We start from the raw sequence: 16,732 nt of genomic DNA, 5'->3' as shown, positions 1-16,732 counted from the left end.
TATTCCCCCTTATCAGCCTTTTACCGGTGCACTGGGAGCCTGCAGCTTGTTGTTGCTGCCCGTGCTGATGGCATTACGCATATCCGTATCAGCCTGCACATTGTTGAGATTATAATAATCCATAACCCCCAGCTTGCCCTCACGCAAAGCCTGTGCCATAGCATGCGGCACTTCGGCCTGCGCCTCGACCACCTTGGCCTCCATTTCCTGCGTGTAAGCCTTCATTTCCTGTTCCTTGGCCACAGCCATAGCCCGGCGTTCCTCGGCTTTTGCCTGAGCGATACGCTTATCTGCCTCAGCCTGGTCAGTCTGCAGTTCGGCACCGATGTTACGTCCTACATCAACGTCGGCAATATCGATAGACAGGATTTCAAAAGCCGTACCGGCGTCAAGACCTTTGCCCAGTACAGTTTTGGAAATATCATCAGGGTTGGCCAGCACATCATTATGACTCTCGGAAGAACCTACCGTCGTGACGATACCTTCACCGACACGGGCGATGATGGTCGGTTCCCCGGCACCGCCGACCAGACGGTCAATATTGGCACGGACAGTTACACGCGCCTTGATTTTGAGCTCAATACCGTTTTTAGCCACGGCCGAAACCACCGGCGTTTCGATAACCTTCGGGTTAACACTCATCTGCACAGCCTCGAGCACGTCACGGCCAGCCAGGTCAATGGCAGCCGAACGTTCAAAGGGCAGAGGAATCTGCGCGCGATGAGCGGCGATAAGTGCATCCACGACCTTATCCACGTTACCACCGGCCAGATAATGTGCCTCCAGCTGATTTACAGCCACATCAAGACCAGCTTTATTAGCCTTGATAAGCGGCAGAATAATCTTATTGGGCGGTACACGGCGCATGCGCATACCTACCAACGTCATAATTCCCACATGTACATTAGCTGCCAGTGCAGAAATCCACAGTCCGATGGGGACAAAATGCAGGAAAATCATCACAAAAGCGATTAACAGCACCAACAAAAAAGCTGAACCAATCAAACCACTCATAAATCAAAAACCTCCTTAAACTTGTCTTACCACCACGCGGTTGCCTTCCACAGCCACCACCTGCACCTGTGCACCCTTGGGAATAAACGCCCCTTCGGACACCACATCAACAGGCTTGCCGTTAAGCCGTACACTGCCGGCAGGACGCAGTTCCGTCAGTACCTCACCGGAGGCTCCTAACAGCGACTCACGCGGAGCCGCACTGATATAACCACGCTCCGAACGGCTCTCATCTTTTAAAACCACCTTGTTCCACAGCTTGCTCGACGGCAGCCGTTTCACAATCAAGGCAAACATCACGATGGCTGCGGCAAAAGAAATTAGCATGGCATACATGGCCTGAATATCGCCGCCCAGTGCCAGTACCACACTGTACAGCATAGCCGCCACGCCCAGACCAGCCAACAGGCCCACCGTAGGCAGGAGCATTTCCACAATAATACATATAATGCCGCCCATAAATATGGCAATCTGATATAAGGACACCAGCCCTTTGACATACTGACTGCCCCAGAACACCCCGGCAGCCACCAGCCCCAGAAGTATTCCTGCCCCCATGCCGCCGGTTTTAATCTCCACCATAATGGCCAAAAACATAATCGCCAGCAGGAGCATTTGCAGCACAGGCATACCAATCGCAATATCCATAACATCACCCCCTTGATGTTATTCCACACCACCCGTAAAAAGTCCTGCCCCAGAGTCTGATGATGCTTTCCATAGCATTTGACGCTTGCATCTCTGCGGAGAAAAGATATCGTACTAAGCCCGGGAGGCTTGTGATACTTTCCGCAGCGTTTGGCGCTTTGCGTCTCAGCGAAGAAAAATATCGTACTAAGCCCGGAAGGCTGGTAATACTTTTTCGCAACGTTTGACACTTTGCGTCTCAACGAAGAAAAATATCGTACTAAGCCCGGAAGGCTGGTAATACTTTTTCGCAACGTTTGACACTTTGCGTCTCAGCTAAGGAAAGATATCGTACTAAGCCCTGAAGGCTGGTGATACTTTCCGCTGCGTTTGGCGCTTTGCGTCTCAGCGAAGGGAAGATATCGTACTAAGCCCGGGAGGCTGGTGATGTTTTTCCGCAGCGTTTGGCGCTTTGCGTCTCAGCGAAGGAAAAATATTACCAGCCTCCCGGGCGCCTTTACACCAAATACACTAAACTTACTGCAGGAAACTCTTGACGATGGTATTTACCATTTTCCCATCAGCCCGGCCCTTAACCTTCGGCATCAGCACCCCCATAACCTTGCCCATGTCCTTCGGCGTAGCAGCGCCCGTCTGCTCCACAGCAGCCTTGACCAGTTCACGTACCTCATCTTCCGACAACTGCGCCGGCAGATACGGCAGCAATACATCAATTTCCGCCTGCGTCTTTTCCACCAAATCTTCACGGGCACCCTTCTTGAACTCCTCGATGGAATCACGGCGCATTTTTACTTCCTTGCTGATAACAGCAATAACATCCTCGTCACCGAGTTCCTTCTGACCGTCAATTTCCTGCTGGCGGATAGCACCGCGCACCATGCGGATAACGGCCAGACGGTCCTTTTCCTTATTCTTCATAGCATCTTTCATATCAGCAGTAAGCTGTTCCTTTAATGACATTTTCTAATCCTCCTGTAATATAAATGCATATAACAAAAAGACACCTGAAAATCTTACGACTTGCAGGTGTCTCACGCAAATTATCTGAACTTGCGCTTACGAGCTGCCTCAGATTTCTTCTTGCGGCGAACGCTCGGTTTCTCGTAATGTTCACGTTTTCTCACTTCAGCCAGAGTACCAGCCTTCTGGGACATACGCTTGAAGCGGCGGAGAGCACTATCGATTGATTCGTTTTTACCAACTTTAATTTCGTTTGCCATCTATTTTTCCCCCCCTCCACTTAACATGGGAGTTTGTGTTTTCATAACTACACCACGCTATTATACAATAATAATGTGAGGCATGTCAACACAAATCCACATAAATCATCAGCCGGGGGGCCATTGCAGGGAACGCCCGCCTAAGAGGTGGAAATGCAGATGTTTGACCGTCTGACCGCCTTCATCGCCAGTATTGGCAACCACACGGAACCCGGACTCAGCCACGCCCAGTTCCCGGGCCAGCTGCGGAATCACATCCACCAGAATATGAGCTGCCAGCTCTTTATCTTCAGCTTTCAGCGCAGCCACACTTTCCACATGTTTTTTGGGGATAACCAGCACATGCACCGGCGCCTGTGGTTCCAGGTCCTTAAAGGCAATAACCTGCTCGTCCTCAAATACCACGGTAGAAGGAATTTCCTTGCTTGCAATCTTGCAAAAAATACAATCTGCCATCATTTACACCTCCTTTGCAAATCACATACTTTATTATATTCGCGTTAAGTTGCCAAATACCTGCTTTTAAATGAAAAAATTAACTGTTTAATTTCTGTGCTGCATAAGCGAGCAGAATGTGGCCGCTCTTACGATTGGTAGCCAGTGGAATATTATGCACATCGCACAGGCGCAGCAAGGCATTGATATCCGGCTCGTGCGGCTGGGACGTCAGCGGATCACGCAGGAAGATTACATACTGCACCTTTTCCGTAGCCACCAAGGCACCAATCTGCTGGTCACCGCCCAAGGGGCCGCTCATCATCGTCTCCACTTCGAGCCCCAGCTTTTCCTTGAGCTGCGTCCCGGTGGTACGCGTTGCCACCAAATGAAATTTTTCCAGCAGTTCCTTATGATTGCCGGCAAAATCCAACATCTCGTCCTTCTTCTTGTCATGAGCAATCAATGCAATAGTTTCCATAAATACAGCCTTCTTTCATAGATAAATAAAATCCTCACTAAAAAGTTCTACCTTACTAGTGAGGATTCCTTTATATCATCAGCGTATTTATTATTTTTTTACCGTGCCCCAGACACCATCTTTATAGAGTTTTTCCAGCGTCACTTCATAAATTTCGCCACTCTCTACCGGGCTATCCGTATAAACGCGGATGTAATTATCCGTCAGGCCGTCCGTGATGCCATCATTATTGGTTTCAAACAGGACGCGCATGGTCTGCCCCAGGAAAGATTTATGAAACTCCTCCGTCTTGCGGCTGGCCAGTTCCTGCATACGGTGTGCCCTTTCCTTTTTGACCTGTTCCGGCACCTGGTCTTTCCGTGCGGCCGCCGGTGTACCGCTGCGCTTGGAGTACGGGAACACGTGCATACGTGAAAAGTTCATCTGCTCGACAAATTTCAGGCTGTCAGCAAACTGTTCCTCCGTTTCCCCGGGAAAGCCGACGATGATATCCGTCGACACAGCCACACCGGGAATCTCGTTCTCGATACGGGCAATCAGTCGGCCAAACTCTGCCGTATCATAATGACGGTTCATATCTTTGAGCACACTATCCGAACCGGCCTGCAGCGGCAGGTGCAGATGGGCACAGAAACGTTCATCATCACGGATAAGCTGGAATAAGGCCGGTGAAACTTCGATTGATTCCAGGGAACTTAAACGCAGGCGTTTGAGCCCCTCCACCTTCAGCACTTCACGGCAGGCGTCAGCTAAATCTATATCACCGGGCAGGTCACGGCCATAAGCGCCCAGATGAATCCCTGTCAGCACGATTTCCTTGAAACCGGCGTCCACAAGTTTTTTTGCCTCACTGTGAATCTTATCCAAGTGCCGGGACTTCACCGGGCCGCGGGCATAAGGAATAATACAATAAGAACAGAAATTCTGGCAGCCGTCCTCTATTTTCAGGAAAGCACGCGTGCGCTGGGGCATATCATAGATGGGAATATCTTCAAACTCATGGGAGTCCATGATATTGCCTACCTCGTCCAAAATGCCGTCCTCCCGGGCAGCACGTTCCACGTATTCCACAATCTTACTGCGTTCCTTAGTGCCCAGCACCACGCGGACACCTTCAATCGCCTTGATTTCCTCCGGGTGTACCTGCGAATAGCAGCCACAGACAGCAATGATGGCATTCTCATTCGTCCGCTGCGCCCGGCGGATAATCTGCCGGGATTTCCGGTCACCCAGGCTCGTCACCGAACAGGTATTTATCACATAAAAATCCGCCTTTTCCTCAAAGGGCACAATTTCATAGCCGCTTTTCTTGAACAGGCCTTCCATGGTTTCCGTTTCAAACTGATTGACCTTGCAGCCCAAGGTCGTAAGTGCCACCTTTGGCAAAATAATACTTCCTTTCTTAACCTAAGTCGCCGTTTTCATACTGAGCAACCGTAACCGCCGCCACAGCCGCCGTTTCCGCACGCAAAATACGAGGCCCCAGCGTCACCGCTTTGCCGCCGCTGGCCTGAACCTGCGCCGCCTCTTCCAGGGTAAAACCGCCCTCCGGGCCGATAAGAAGCACGAGGCGCTTGCCCTGCGCCGCCTGCAAACATGATTTTACCGTATATTCTTCTTCATTTTCGTAACAAAAGACAATTTCCGTTGTCTCTGTACCGCCATTATCCGCCAGCAGCTTTGACAAGTCAGTGATGGGCGTCACCTCTGTCAGTGCCGTCCGGCCGCACTGCTTGGCTGCCTCGGCGGCGATTTTCTGCCAGCGTTCCTGCCGTGCTGCCGCCTTTTTGGCATCATAGCGCACGACACAGTTGTGGCTTTTCACGGGGATAATTTCGGTTACTCCCAGCTCTACCGCCTTTTGCACCACATAGTCCATCTTATCGGCCTTTAACAGACATTGCGCCAGCACCAGTTCCAGCGGTGATTCCGTATTAGCCGCCAGCCGTTCTTTCAGCGTCAGAGTCACAGCCTCTTCCCGAAAGGCCGTCATTTCCATCAGCGCGACCTGCCCGGCGTCGTCTACCACCGTGACTTTCTGCCCGGCTTTGGCGCGCATGACATGCATGAGATGATGGGCATCACTGCCGGTGATTTCGATGGTATCGGCCAGCAGCCCCTTATAAAACAGCCGTCTCATTTATTTTCTCCACGGCTGATGGTCATAGCCACCCAGCCTTTTTCTTCTGTCACCTTATCGACCACAAAGCCATGCGCCAGACATGCCTCCGTCACGTCCGGCAGACGCTCGGCAATAATTCCCGACGCCAGCAGCCGGCCGCCCACGGCCAGGTGTTCGTCCAGCTCGTCAAACAGCATGATGATAATGTCAGCAATAATATTGGCGACAATCAAATCTGCTTTGCCGTCAAAAGATTTCAAGATATCACTGACACCGGTCCTGACCACATCGCTCACACCATTTTGGCGGATATTTTCCGCTGCCACATCGACCGCTACCTTGTCATAGTCCATAGCCGTAACGTCAGTAGCGCCCAATTTAGCTGCCGCTATCGAGAGCACACCGGAACCGGTGCCCACATCAAAGACACGCATACCGCCCTTGACAAGCGTTTCCAGTTCGCGAATGCACATAGCCGTAGTGGGATGAGTGCCAGTACCAAAAGCCGAGCCCGGGTCCAGCTCAATCACGATATCATCAGGGCTGGCCTCATAATCCTCCCAGGCAGGCTTTATCACAATCATGCCGCCGACTTTTTCCGGATGGAAATACGCCTTCCAGTTATCAGCCCAGTCCTCATCACGAACTGTATTCCACGAGATTGTGCATGGCCCCTTTTCCATATCATCGTCGGTCAAAGCCTTGAACTCTTTAATACGCAGCTCAAAGGTACGCAGCTTATCGTCCAAATCCTCGTCCATGGGCAGGTAAGCCTTCACCGTTACAATGCTGGTATCTGCCGCCCGTTCAATTCCGGAAAAATCCCACTGGCCGGCATCTATATAGTTATTGAGCAGTTCCGGATCCTCAATAACCACCCCGGAGGCCCCCAAATCATGATAAATTTCCGCCACCACGTCCGTGGCCTCATGAGTCGTCTGAATACTGACTTCCGCCCACTGCATGTACATCGCTCCTTTATTTTTTCAGCAATTACCTAATTATATAGGCTTACTCCACCGCCGTCAATCATTTAACAGTTTCATTTTCCTCAGGCCAGCAGGTTCAGCAGTATTCTGACATTGTCGGTGCTGTATTCAATCTGCTCCGACCAGCGGCGTATTGACTCGTCAAGTTGACCGGTCAATTGATATGTCAGATAAATAAAATCGGCATTAAACTGCGCATAAGAAAGCACCGTCCCCCAGCCATACTGCGGCACATGCTCCAGGGCACGATAAAGAATATACTGATAAACACGGTCAAAGGCCCGTGGCACTTCCGCTCCCATAGCCAACGGTTCAGCGCGCAGCTGCGCCAGCTGTGCCGTCCACGCCGCATCAATAGGCTCTGTCTTGGCCATGCCAGATAGCACAAAATCGGCATCATCAGCCGTAAGACCAGTCTGATAGCCTAAATCTTCATCACTTGCCGGCAGGTCTAAGCGCCGCAAAAGTTCTTTCAGTGGCCAGCTTTCACCTGTTTCCGTCCGCAAGCTCAGCGGCGCTGTATCAGCCAGCAGCAGCTCACAGCTTTTTTCACAGCTCAGTCCCACTCCAGCCAGTTCATAACCGCCCACGGTCACAAAAAAGCGCGGATGATTCGTACAAATATCACAAAGTATGGACTCATCAGCCGTGCGAATTAGTTCACACAGCCCATCCGCACACAAAAACGGACAGCGGTCACCCTCCCACAGACGAAATTGCCAAACACCAGCGGCTGCAACGATATTTTGCCGGATTTTTTCGCCGAGCTCTCCCCCCAGCTGCTGATATTTTGCCGCCGTGGACTCATCAATATCAATTTCCCAACCTGCGCAGCAGGTATGCCGGCACTTATCTGCCTTGCAGCAAAAATCATCGTAAAAATCAGGATATATTGTCACTAAACTCAAACCAAAACTCCTCTTAATATTTCATGACATAATCCACGCATCAAGAAAGGCCATCTGTTCGGCGGTATGTATGAATCACACCCTGAGCCTCCAGTTCAGCCTCCGTCACCTGAGCCCATTTCATCATATCCAAAATAAGACGCTCCATATCCACAAGCGGCGAGATGAAATACGCCCGTCCAAGTTCACCAGCACCAACATTCCCGAAAAATCACTGAATTTCTTACTATGCGCCATATTATATCACATTTTTCTGCATTATTTTTCGCAAATCATGTAATGCTTTTTCTTTTCCTGCGTATATATAGACATAAAGACAAACACAAAAACTTTTAGGGGTGATTACCATGACTAAGAACACTGAACTGAAAGAAGTACTGGATTTGGAAGAGCTGGACCAGGTATCCGGCGGCACGTTAGACGAAGTATACGAATTAGCTGGTGCCTTCTGCCAAAAGGGTGGAACCTGCGGCAAAGCCATCGGCAGTGCTTTAGGAGCCGTAAAGAGCGCCGGCATTGGCAGGCTGGCCGGCCCCTTTAATATAGCCCTCAGCGGCGCTGTCGGTAATGGGCTTAACCAGCTGGGCATTAAGTCCGATATGAGCGTAGGCTTAGTCGGTACTGGCTTATTCGCCAGCAAAAACTCCTACTCCCTGAATGGCAAATCCCTCAGCCAGAGCGAAGTCCTCAGCATGATTCACGATGCCGAAGTTGTGTAAAAGCATATAACATAGAAACCCAGGCGAAAGCAAATCGCCTGGTTTTCTTATGCATAAATGTGTATGTTCTACTTTTCAGCCAACGTTTCCTGTACAATCGTGGCTACTCCACTTCAGCCAACCGCTTAGACAACTCTTTGTCCAAATCCTGCAAGGCAATTATGTAATCAGCAAAAATCACCTTCATGACCGTCAGAGCTTTTTCTTCATCGTACACATGAATAGCTATATTACGTTTCTTCAACATATCCAACCAAATTTTATCATCACTAAGCCAGCCCAGCTTATATGCTGACTTAAAAATTTCCCTTGGTGAGCCTGTAACCGCCTCAGCCACGCCATGCAGCTCCAATATTTCTTTAAGTGCCTTCCACGCCAGCTCAAACGTCAAATTAAACTGCCCTATTATCCCCATGCGATAAATCTCATTTTGCACCGCTAATTCTCTATCGGCCTGCGCTAAAACTGCCAGACCTCTGGCAAAAGACTCATATTTTTTCATGCTTACTCACCCAAATCTATCTATGCCCTTCTATGTTAAATTATTGAGCCGCCTTCTGATTTCCTGCCAGTCCGGCATGAACTTTGCCACATAGCCGTAGAATCTGGCATTGTGGTGTTTTTCGATTAAATGGGTCAGCTCGTGCAGGATTACGTATTCCAGACAAACTGGCGGCTTTTCGGCCAGCTGGACGTTGAGCCAGATTCTTTTCGCCACGATATTGCAGGTGCCCCAGCGCGTTTTCATATACTTAGTGCGCCACTCGTTGGCTTGGAGGCCGGTTAACTGCTCCCACTTGGGCATAAGTACGGCAGCTTTCTTTATAAGTTCCGCACGGTAAACCTCACGCATAAATTTTTCACGCCACTCCATGCTGGACTTTTTCGGCAGATACAAGAGGATTTTATCGCCCATGATTTTATAGGCGGGCTTTACCGACTCGATAACCACCGTACCATAAGCCTCGCCCCAAAGGTACACTGTTTCCCCGGATACGTATTGCCGCACTGCCGCACGTGGCTGCGCCTGAAAGCGCTTAATCTGCCGCCGTACCCAGGGCAGATTACTCCGGGCAAAAAGTTCTATCGCCTTATCCGGTACTCTGAGCGGCGCCGATATTACCACACGGCCATAGGGTGGCTTGACATAGAGATGCATGTTCTTTATGCGTTTTTTCTGTACTTCAATGGGCACTTCGGCCACTTGGATTTGCATAAAAACTCCTTACATCGCCATTATCAGCTGTAATTTTTATAACGCCGTTGTTCCAGTTTTGCCATAGGCAAAACTTCCTCTTGGCGTTTCAACGAGGTGGGAGATATGCTCGCCGCCTGTTTTGGTATTCGTGCCCCCACCTGCTGAGGTGGTGGACATTTTCTTGCCTCGTTATACTAATGAATGTCTGTGGTAATTATACAAACACGCATTTTTTATGTCAACGTCTCCATACTTTACGTAAACCATTATCGTCTTAAAGGTTGACATAATAAGAATAGAAGAGTATCGTTTTATTGTAGTCTTTACCAAAAGAAACGACAGATATGCAGACAAACACTAAACTAAGGGAGGACGTAATAAAATGATATGGTATCCCTACCAGCAAATGAAGAACATGAACGCTCCTTATGAGATACTAAAGGCCGAAGGGCCTTATCTTTACACCAAAGATGCCAAGCTATTAGATTCTATCTCTTCCTGGTGGAGCGTAATATACGGCTATCATCAGCCGCAAATTACAGCAGCCATCTGTCAGCAGGCGGAAAAATTTTCCCATGTTATGCTGGGCGGTCTAACACATAAGCCCGTAGAGGAACTCTCAGAAAAGCTCGCCGCCTGGCTGCCGGGTGATCTGGACTATTGCTTTTTCTCTGATTCCGGCAGTGTGGCTGTAGAGGTCGCACTAAAAATGGCCCTGCAGTATTATGTGAACCGCGGAGAGAATGACCGCCGTACAGTTCTGGCACTTGAACATGCGTATCATGGTGATACCTTTAAAACCATGTCCGTCGGTGATGATGAGGATTACCATTTTATCCTGCAGGTATACGGCAAAAATCCCTATGTTGTGCATATCCCCACGGAGATTGCCGCTTTGGAAAAAGCCTTCGTCCGCTATGGTCACGAGCTGAACGCTTTCATTGTCGAGCCCTTGCTGCAGGGAGCAGGCGGTATGCGAATGTATGATATTGCCTTTCTTAAACGGGCTAGAGAACTCTGCGACGAATATGATGTTTTGCTGATTTTTGATGAAGTGGCTACAGGCTTTGGCCGTACTGGTCATCGCTTTGTCGCCGATGTGGTTTTACCGGATATTCTGGCACTGGGCAAGGGACTTACCGGCGGACATATCGGCCATGCGGTCACTGTAGCCAGAAAAAAAGTTTTTACGGCCTTTTACGATGATGCACCGGAAAAAGCCTTAATGCATGGCCCTACTTTTATGGGCAATGCACTGGCGTGCGCCGCTGCCAAGGCCTCTATTGAACTCTATGACCAGCTGAATGTAACCGCCAGGGCCAGACACATGGAAGAAGTCGCCCGCAAGGAATTGGCTGGCTTTACTGACCCTCGCATACGCGAAATCCGTATTATGGGCGGCTGTGCCTGCATTGAAGTTTATAATGCCGAAACGCTGGCAGGATATCAGCAATTTGCCTATGAGCGCGGCGTCTTTGCCAGACCATTCCTGACCTATCTATACAGCATGGCTCCTTATATACTGACTGATGAAGAACTGATTCACATCTATGACGTTATGAAGGAATGGTTTCGGAACGCCTAATTATTTTAATAGATACGGAGGAAATTATGAAACATCTTAATACACGCGAACTCGTTCTCTGCGGCTTATTCATTGCTCTGATTACCGCAGGCACCTTTATCCGCATTCCGGTAGGTACAGATGTATACACCCTGCAATTTTTGTTTACCCTGCTGGCCGGGCTCGTTCTTGGTGCCCGGCTCGGAGCCATTACCGTAAGTGCTTATGTATTGCTGGGATTGTTGGGCGTACCGGTCTTTGCCTCCGGCGGCGGCCCTGCCTATATACTGCAGCCAACGTTTGGCTATCTTTTAGCCTTTATCCTGCAGGCCTGGCTTGGCGGTTTTTATGCCCGTCAAGTTTCTACCGTTTCGTATGGACGCCTGCTGGCCGCTAACCTTTTGGGCATGGTTATTGTGTACGTGATTGGCATAAGCTGGTTCTATCTGTTTTCCAACTATGTGATTGACACGCCAATTCCTCTTTGGACAGCCATCTTTTACTGTGGCGTTTTACAGGTAATACCTGACTTTCTTCTTTGCCTGGCCGCTGCAGCCATCGGCTTGCGCTGTTACCACAGCGGTGTATGGATAACAGAAAACCATGCCACAGCTCATAAGGAGGTGTGCGCATGAGCAAAAACTTATTCATCACAGGAACCGGCACAGAAATTGGCAAGACTTATATAGCCGGCCTTCTTGTAAAAACACTGCATGAGTCAGGGCTGGATGTTGCTTATTACAAAGCGGCCATGAGCGGCAATGACCGCCGTTCTGACGGCACCCTGATTCCAGGTGATGCGCTCTTTGTCAAAGAGATTTCCGGCATTTCACAAAGCCTTGCCAGCATGTGCCCCTATGTCTATGAGCACGCAGTATCACCGCATCTCGCCGCTCGTATCGAAGGCCAGCCCGTACGCATGGAAGTAATTGAGCAGACCTTTCATGAAGTCTGCCATGAACATGATTACGTCGTTGTCGAAGGCAGCGGCGGCATTACCTGCCCCTTGCGTTACGATGAAGAGCATATTTCTTTGGCAGATATTGTGCGCAGATTCAACCTGCCCAGCGTTTTAGTGGCAGATGCCGGACTAGGCACCATCAATGGCGTAGTACTCACCTATGAATACATGAAACAAAAAAACTTACCATTGAAGGGAATTATATTTAACAACTTCCATCCGCACGCTGTAATGGAAGAAGATAACCGCCTTATGTGCGAAAAACTTACCGGACTTGACGTACTTTCCTGCGTCAGTCATGGCGACAAAAATCTTCCCAGCCTGCCGGCAGAAAAACTTGCCGCCCTATTTTGCTGACAAAATAGAATTTTGTTGTCTAAAGATAAAATTAAGGCCTGTTGCATGTATTTAACCATGCACAGGCCTTTATATTTCTTGTGTACCGGCAGGGCTGGTGGCTGTCTGCAGCAAAGCGTATGACATTTGGCGTTAAGAAAATCTTTTTTGCCCAACAAAAATAAAAACGCAAAGTACTTTTGTCTGAACGAAGTGAGTTTAAGTACTTTGCGTTTTATAAAAGGCAAAAAAGATTTTTAGCCAAAGGTCATAGCGCAGCGCAGGCAGTCACCAGCCCTGCCGCCACGCCTCAACATATCAACGTATCGGCCTATCTAATCTTACTTTTTGAAGAGATTTTTGATATTATCCAGGAAACTCTTCTGTTCCGGGTTCACCTTATCGCCGCTGATTTCGCCGAACTCCTTGAGCAGTTCCTTCTGGCGCTGGTTGAGGTTCTGCGGCGTGAGTACCTTGATGACCACATGCTCGTCACCGCGCCCATTGCCGCGCAGGTGCGGAATACCGCGCTCACGCAAGCGCAGGATTTTACCGGACTGCGTGCCGGCCGGAATCTTGACTTCCACCGTGCCATCGATAGTCGGTACCTGTACCTTGTCGCCCAGGGCAGCCTGGACAAAGGATACCGGCACTTCCACAATGACATCGTAACCTTCACGCCGGAAAATCTTATGAGGTTTGATGAAAATATATACGTAGAGGTCGCCGTTGCCGCCGCCACGTACACCAGCCTCACCGCCGCCGCTTACGCGCACGCGCGAACCATTGTCCACGCCTTTCGGGATATTAACCTTGATTTTGCGCGTAACCTTCTTGTGCCCTGTACCATGACAGTCACCACAGGGATTCTTGACGATTTTACCCGTACCATGACAGCGTCCACAGGTCGTCTGGTTGACCATACGGCCAAACGGCGTATTGGCCACCGTCTGCCGCGTACCCGTACCATTACAGTCAGGGCAGGTTTCCGGGCTGGTTCCCGGAGCTGCGCCTGTACCATGACAGCTCTCGCAATTCTCTGTCCGCGGTACATTGAGTTCAGCCTCTTTACCAAAGGCTGCCTCTTCAAAGGTTATTTCCAAATCATAGCGCAGGTCGCTGCCGCGTTCCGGACCAGGACGGCCACCGGAACGGCGGCCGCCGCCACCGAAGAACATATCGAAGATATCCCCGAAACCTTCAGCACCGCCGCCAAAACCACCAAAGCCGCCACCGAAACCGCCAAAACCACCGGCTCCGCCACCGCCCATGCCATTTGCGAAGGCGTCATGGCCAAACTGGTCATAAGCTGCTTTTTTCTGTGGGTCTTTAAGGACATCATAAGCCTCATTGACCTCTTTGAATTTTTCTTCCGCAGTTTTCGGGTCGTCACGGTTTAAGTCGGGATGATATTTGCGGGCCATTTTTTTATAAGCCTTTTTGATTTCGGCCTCCGAGGCACCCTTGCTGACGCCCAGTACCTCATAGTAATCGCGTTTCTCGCTCACGTTGCACCATCCTTAAAAACTATTGGGAGCCTGACTAAAGCGGCTCCCAACAATGTATCAAAGAGAAAACTTATTTCTTGTCGTCTTTGACTTCCGTATATTCGGCATCAACTACATCATCATCAGCCTTAGCCTGCTGCTGAGCACCAGCGCCTGCATCTGCGCCCGGTGCACCCTGTGCGCCAGCGGCCTGAGCCTGCTGATAAGCAGCGGCGCTCATTTCGTAGAGCGGTTTCTGCAGTTCTTCCGTAGCCTTCTTGATAGCGTCAGTGTCGCCACCCTTGAGGGCCTCTTTGAGCTTATCAATGCCAGCCTGAACATTTGCAGCCTGCGTCTTATCAGCCTTGTCGCCAAGGTCTTTCAATGTCTTTTCGGCCTGATATGCAAGGCTTTCGCCCTGGTTCTTGACCTCAACGGCCTCTTTCTGTTTCTTATCTTCAGCTGCATGGGCCTCAGCCTCTTTAACCATACGGTCAATGTCTTCCTTGGTCATGCCGCCATCGGACTGAATCGTAATCTTCTGTTCCTTGCCCGTGCCGAGGTCTTTGGCAGATACATGCACAATACCGTTGGCATCGATATCGAAGGAAACTTCAATCTTAGGAACACCACGCGGTGCAGGCGGAATATCGGAGAGTTCGAAACGGCCGAGCGTCTTGTTGCCGGCAGCCATTTCGCGTTCGCCCTGCAGAACATGGATATCAACGGACGGCTGGTTATCAGCAGCCGTGGAGAATACCTGGCTCTTATGCGTCGGAATCGTCGTGTTGCGCTCGATAATCTTCGTGCAGACACCGCCGAGGGTTTCAATACCCAGGGACAACGGCGTAACGTCGAGGAGCAGTACATCCTTAACTTCACCAACGAGCACACCGCCCTGAATAGCAGCACCAACAGATACGCATTCATCCGGGTTAACGCCCTTGGAGGGTTCCTTAGCGAGGAACTGACGAATAGCCTCCTGCACAGCCGGGATACGGGAAGAACCACCAACGAGGATTACCTTGCTGATATCGCTGCCGGAAAGGTCAGCGTCAGCCATAGCCTTGCGCGTCGGTTCCATCGTACGTTCTACGAGGTCACGGGTCAGTTCATCGAACTTAGCACGGGACAGCGTCAGGTCGAGATGTTTCGGGCCCGTAGCGTCAGCCGTGATGAACGGCAGGTTGATGTTGGTCTGCGTCATGCTGGAAAGCTCAATCTTAGCTTTTTCAGCAGCCTCTTTGAGACGCTGCGCAGCCATCTTGTCCTGAGACAGGTCAATGCTGTTTTCCTTCTTGAATTCTTCAACCATCCAGTCCATAATCTTCTGGTCAAAGTCATCACCACCGAGGTGAGTATCACCATTGGTAGCCAGAACTTCGAACGTACCGCTGGAGAGTTCGAGGATAGATACATCGAACGTACCACCGCCGAGGTCGAATACGAGAACCGTTTCATCTTCGTCCTTGTCGAGGCCGTAAGCCAGGGCAGCTGCCGTCGGTTCGTTGATGATACGCAGAACTTCGAGGCCGGCAATCTTACCAGCATCTTTGGTAGCCTGACGCTGGCTGTCGTTGAAGTAAGCCGGAACCGTGATTACAGCCTGGCTGACAGTTTCGCCAAGATATGCCTCGGCGTCAGCTTTCAGTTTCTGCAGAACCATAGCGGAGATTTCCTGCGGCGTGTAATCCTTGCCATCAATGCTGACCTTATAGTCATTTTCGCCCATGTGGCGTTTGATGGATGCAATCGTACGGTCCGGGTTGGACACAGCCTGGCGCTTAGCCAGCTGACCAACGAGGCGCTGGCCGTCCTTCGTGAAACCTACAACAGACGGGGTGATACGGCTGCCTTCCGGATTCGTGATGACAGTCGGCTCGCCGCCTTCCATAACGGATACAACGGAGTTCGTCGTACCTAAGTCAATACCAATAACCTTTGACATGATTTATCCTCCTAAAAACTTTTATTAACTCAATCAGTTAGCAACAACCTGCACCATGGACGGGCGGATTACCCGGCCCTTCACCATGTAGCCCTTCTGCAGTTCCTGGGCGATGTCATCATCTTCCATATCTGCATTCTGGACACGCATGACAGCCTGATGGAAGTTCGGGTCAAATTTCTGACCTTCTACCTCAATGTGTTCAAGGCCGTTCTTTTTCAGGATTTCCGTGAACTGCGTGAAAATCATTTCCACGCCTTTCTGGAAAGCCTCACCGTCTTTGGCCTCAGCGGCCATAGCACGCTCGAAGTTATCCAAAAGCGGCAGCATATCCTTCAAAAGCCCCTGCGTTACCACCGCGGCCAGTTCTTCTTTTTCCTTGCTGGTCCGGCGGCGGAAGTTTTCAAAATCTGCCTGCAGGCGAAGAGCTCTGTCTTCTTTTTCCTTCAAGTCTGCTGTCAGTTTTTCAATCTGGGCAGCAACTTCGTCCTGAGGCTCCTGAGTTTCTTCATTTTCATTTTCTGCGCTTTCGCTGGCTGCATCTTCCGCCTCATCGGCCTCATCAGCATGAGCAGCATTGATTTCCTGCTGCATTTCCTCCAGCTTTTGCTCATCCTTCTTCTTTAATTCGTCTTTCATGAATGATGGCAAATCCTTCACCTCTTTCCAAGGTTTTTATTATTTCTTGCTAAATCACCAGAT

The 16,732-nt window shown here is 50.1% G+C and carries 19 protein-coding genes; 4 read left to right on the top strand and 15 right to left on the bottom strand.

The window, feature by feature from the left end:
- Window positions 1-12 precede the first annotated feature (12 nt).
- The 10 genes from floA to fliB all read right to left on the bottom strand — a co-directional run bounded on the left by floA (window position 13) and on the right by fliB (window position 7,808).
- Window positions 13-1,014: a flotillin-like protein FloA gene (gene floA, locus DL94_RS0104665; RefSeq protein ID WP_028129145.1), complete on the bottom strand. Its 1,002-nt coding sequence runs from the start codon at window positions 1,012-1,014 to the stop codon at window positions 13-15.
- A gap of 15 nt (window positions 1,015-1,029) precedes the next feature.
- Window positions 1,030-1,662 (bottom strand): NfeD family protein, encoded by a 633-nt coding sequence (locus DL94_RS0104660; protein ID WP_028129144.1) that lies wholly within the window; start codon window positions 1,660-1,662, stop codon window positions 1,030-1,032.
- A 516-nt stretch (window positions 1,663-2,178) separates the two neighbouring features.
- Entirely contained in the window at window positions 2,179-2,622 is a 444-nt protein-coding gene (locus DL94_RS0104655; protein ID WP_028129143.1) for a GatB/YqeY domain-containing protein, read from the bottom strand.
- 80 nt (window positions 2,623-2,702) lie between these two features.
- Entirely contained in the window at window positions 2,703-2,882 is a 180-nt protein-coding gene (gene rpsU, locus DL94_RS0104650) for a 30S ribosomal protein S21 (protein WP_014425320.1), read from the bottom strand.
- Window positions 2,883-2,990: 108 nt separating this feature from the next.
- On the bottom strand, window positions 2,991-3,338 hold the full coding sequence (locus DL94_RS0104645) for a histidine triad nucleotide-binding protein (RefSeq protein WP_028129142.1): 348 nt from the start codon (window positions 3,336-3,338) through the stop codon (window positions 2,991-2,993).
- Between the two features lie 79 nt (window positions 3,339-3,417).
- Window positions 3,418-3,798: a methylglyoxal synthase gene (locus DL94_RS0104640; RefSeq protein WP_028129141.1), complete on the bottom strand. Its 381-nt coding sequence runs from the start codon at window positions 3,796-3,798 to the stop codon at window positions 3,418-3,420.
- Window positions 3,799-3,888: 90 nt separating this feature from the next.
- Window positions 3,889-5,184 (bottom strand): tRNA (N(6)-L-threonylcarbamoyladenosine(37)-C(2))-methylthiotransferase MtaB, encoded by a 1,296-nt coding sequence (gene mtaB / locus DL94_RS0104635; RefSeq protein ID WP_028129140.1) that lies wholly within the window; start codon window positions 5,182-5,184, stop codon window positions 3,889-3,891.
- A gap of 16 nt (window positions 5,185-5,200) precedes the next feature.
- Window positions 5,201-5,938 (bottom strand): 16S rRNA (uracil(1498)-N(3))-methyltransferase, encoded by a 738-nt coding sequence (locus DL94_RS0104630; RefSeq protein WP_028129139.1) that lies wholly within the window; start codon window positions 5,936-5,938, stop codon window positions 5,201-5,203.
- On the bottom strand, window positions 5,935-6,885 hold the full coding sequence (prmA, locus tag DL94_RS0104625) for a 50S ribosomal protein L11 methyltransferase (RefSeq protein WP_028129138.1): 951 nt from the start codon (window positions 6,883-6,885) through the stop codon (window positions 5,935-5,937). Before prmA ends, DL94_RS0104630 begins: the two co-directional genes overlap by 4 nt.
- 86 nt (window positions 6,886-6,971) lie before the next feature.
- A complete protein-coding gene (fliB, locus tag DL94_RS14260; protein WP_081798771.1) occupies window positions 6,972-7,808 on the bottom strand; it encodes a flagellin lysine-N-methylase in 837 nt (278 codons plus the stop codon).
- Window positions 7,809-8,164: 356 nt separating this feature from the next.
- Here fliB and DL94_RS0104610 point away from each other — a divergent pair, with 356 nt between their 5' ends.
- On the top strand, window positions 8,165-8,536 hold the full coding sequence (locus DL94_RS0104610; protein WP_028129137.1) for a hypothetical protein: 372 nt from the start codon (window positions 8,165-8,167) through the stop codon (window positions 8,534-8,536).
- Window positions 8,537-8,639: 103 nt separating this feature from the next.
- Here DL94_RS0104610 and DL94_RS0104605 read toward each other — a convergent pair whose 3' ends face one another.
- Entirely contained in the window at window positions 8,640-9,038 is a 399-nt protein-coding gene (locus tag DL94_RS0104605; RefSeq protein ID WP_028129136.1) for an HI0074 family nucleotidyltransferase substrate-binding subunit, read from the bottom strand.
- 30 nt (window positions 9,039-9,068) lie between these two features.
- A complete protein-coding gene (locus DL94_RS0104600) occupies window positions 9,069-9,752 on the bottom strand; it encodes a M48 family metallopeptidase (protein ID WP_028129135.1) in 684 nt (227 codons plus the stop codon).
- Between the two features lie 364 nt (window positions 9,753-10,116).
- On the opposite strand from DL94_RS0104600, the gene bioA reads away from it, so the two are divergent.
- Genes bioA through bioD form a run of 3 tightly spaced genes read left to right on the top strand, consistent with a single transcriptional unit; the run spans window position 10,117 to window position 12,616 of the window.
- Window positions 10,117-11,319 (top strand): adenosylmethionine--8-amino-7-oxononanoate transaminase, encoded by a 1,203-nt coding sequence (gene bioA / locus DL94_RS0104595; RefSeq protein WP_028129134.1) that lies wholly within the window; start codon window positions 10,117-10,119, stop codon window positions 11,317-11,319.
- A gap of 26 nt (window positions 11,320-11,345) precedes the next feature.
- Complete coding sequence (locus tag DL94_RS14255) at window positions 11,346-11,933, top strand: biotin transporter BioY (protein ID WP_051586319.1); 588 nt, start codon at window positions 11,346-11,348, stop codon at window positions 11,931-11,933.
- The gene (gene bioD, locus DL94_RS0104585; protein WP_028129133.1) at window positions 11,930-12,616 is read left to right on the top strand and encodes a dethiobiotin synthase; all 687 of its coding nucleotides are present in this window, start codon (window positions 11,930-11,932) and stop codon (window positions 12,614-12,616) included. The genes DL94_RS14255 and bioD overlap by 4 nt, the downstream gene beginning before the upstream one ends.
- Before the next feature lie 320 nt (window positions 12,617-12,936).
- On the opposite strand, the gene dnaJ is transcribed toward bioD, so the two are convergent.
- The 3 genes from dnaJ to grpE form a co-directional block, all read right to left on the bottom strand.
- Window positions 12,937-14,103: a molecular chaperone DnaJ gene (gene dnaJ / locus DL94_RS0104580; protein WP_028129132.1), complete on the bottom strand. Its 1,167-nt coding sequence runs from the start codon at window positions 14,101-14,103 to the stop codon at window positions 12,937-12,939.
- A gap of 70 nt (window positions 14,104-14,173) precedes the next feature.
- A complete protein-coding gene (dnaK, locus tag DL94_RS0104575; RefSeq protein ID WP_028129131.1) occupies window positions 14,174-16,030 on the bottom strand; it encodes a molecular chaperone DnaK in 1,857 nt (618 codons plus the stop codon).
- A 33-nt stretch (window positions 16,031-16,063) separates the two neighbouring features.
- Window positions 16,064-16,669, bottom strand: a complete 606-nt coding sequence (gene grpE, locus DL94_RS0104570) for a nucleotide exchange factor GrpE (protein ID WP_028129130.1) — start codon at window positions 16,667-16,669, stop codon at window positions 16,064-16,066.
- Between the last annotated feature and the right edge of the window lie 63 nt (window positions 16,670-16,732).

Source organism: Selenomonas sp. AE3005, from assembly GCF_000686945.1.
GTDB lineage: Bacteria > Bacillota > Negativicutes > Selenomonadales > Selenomonadaceae > Selenomonas_A.
Note: the sequence above shows the minus strand (reverse complement) of the source record. Positions and strands in the feature narration are given on the sequence as shown.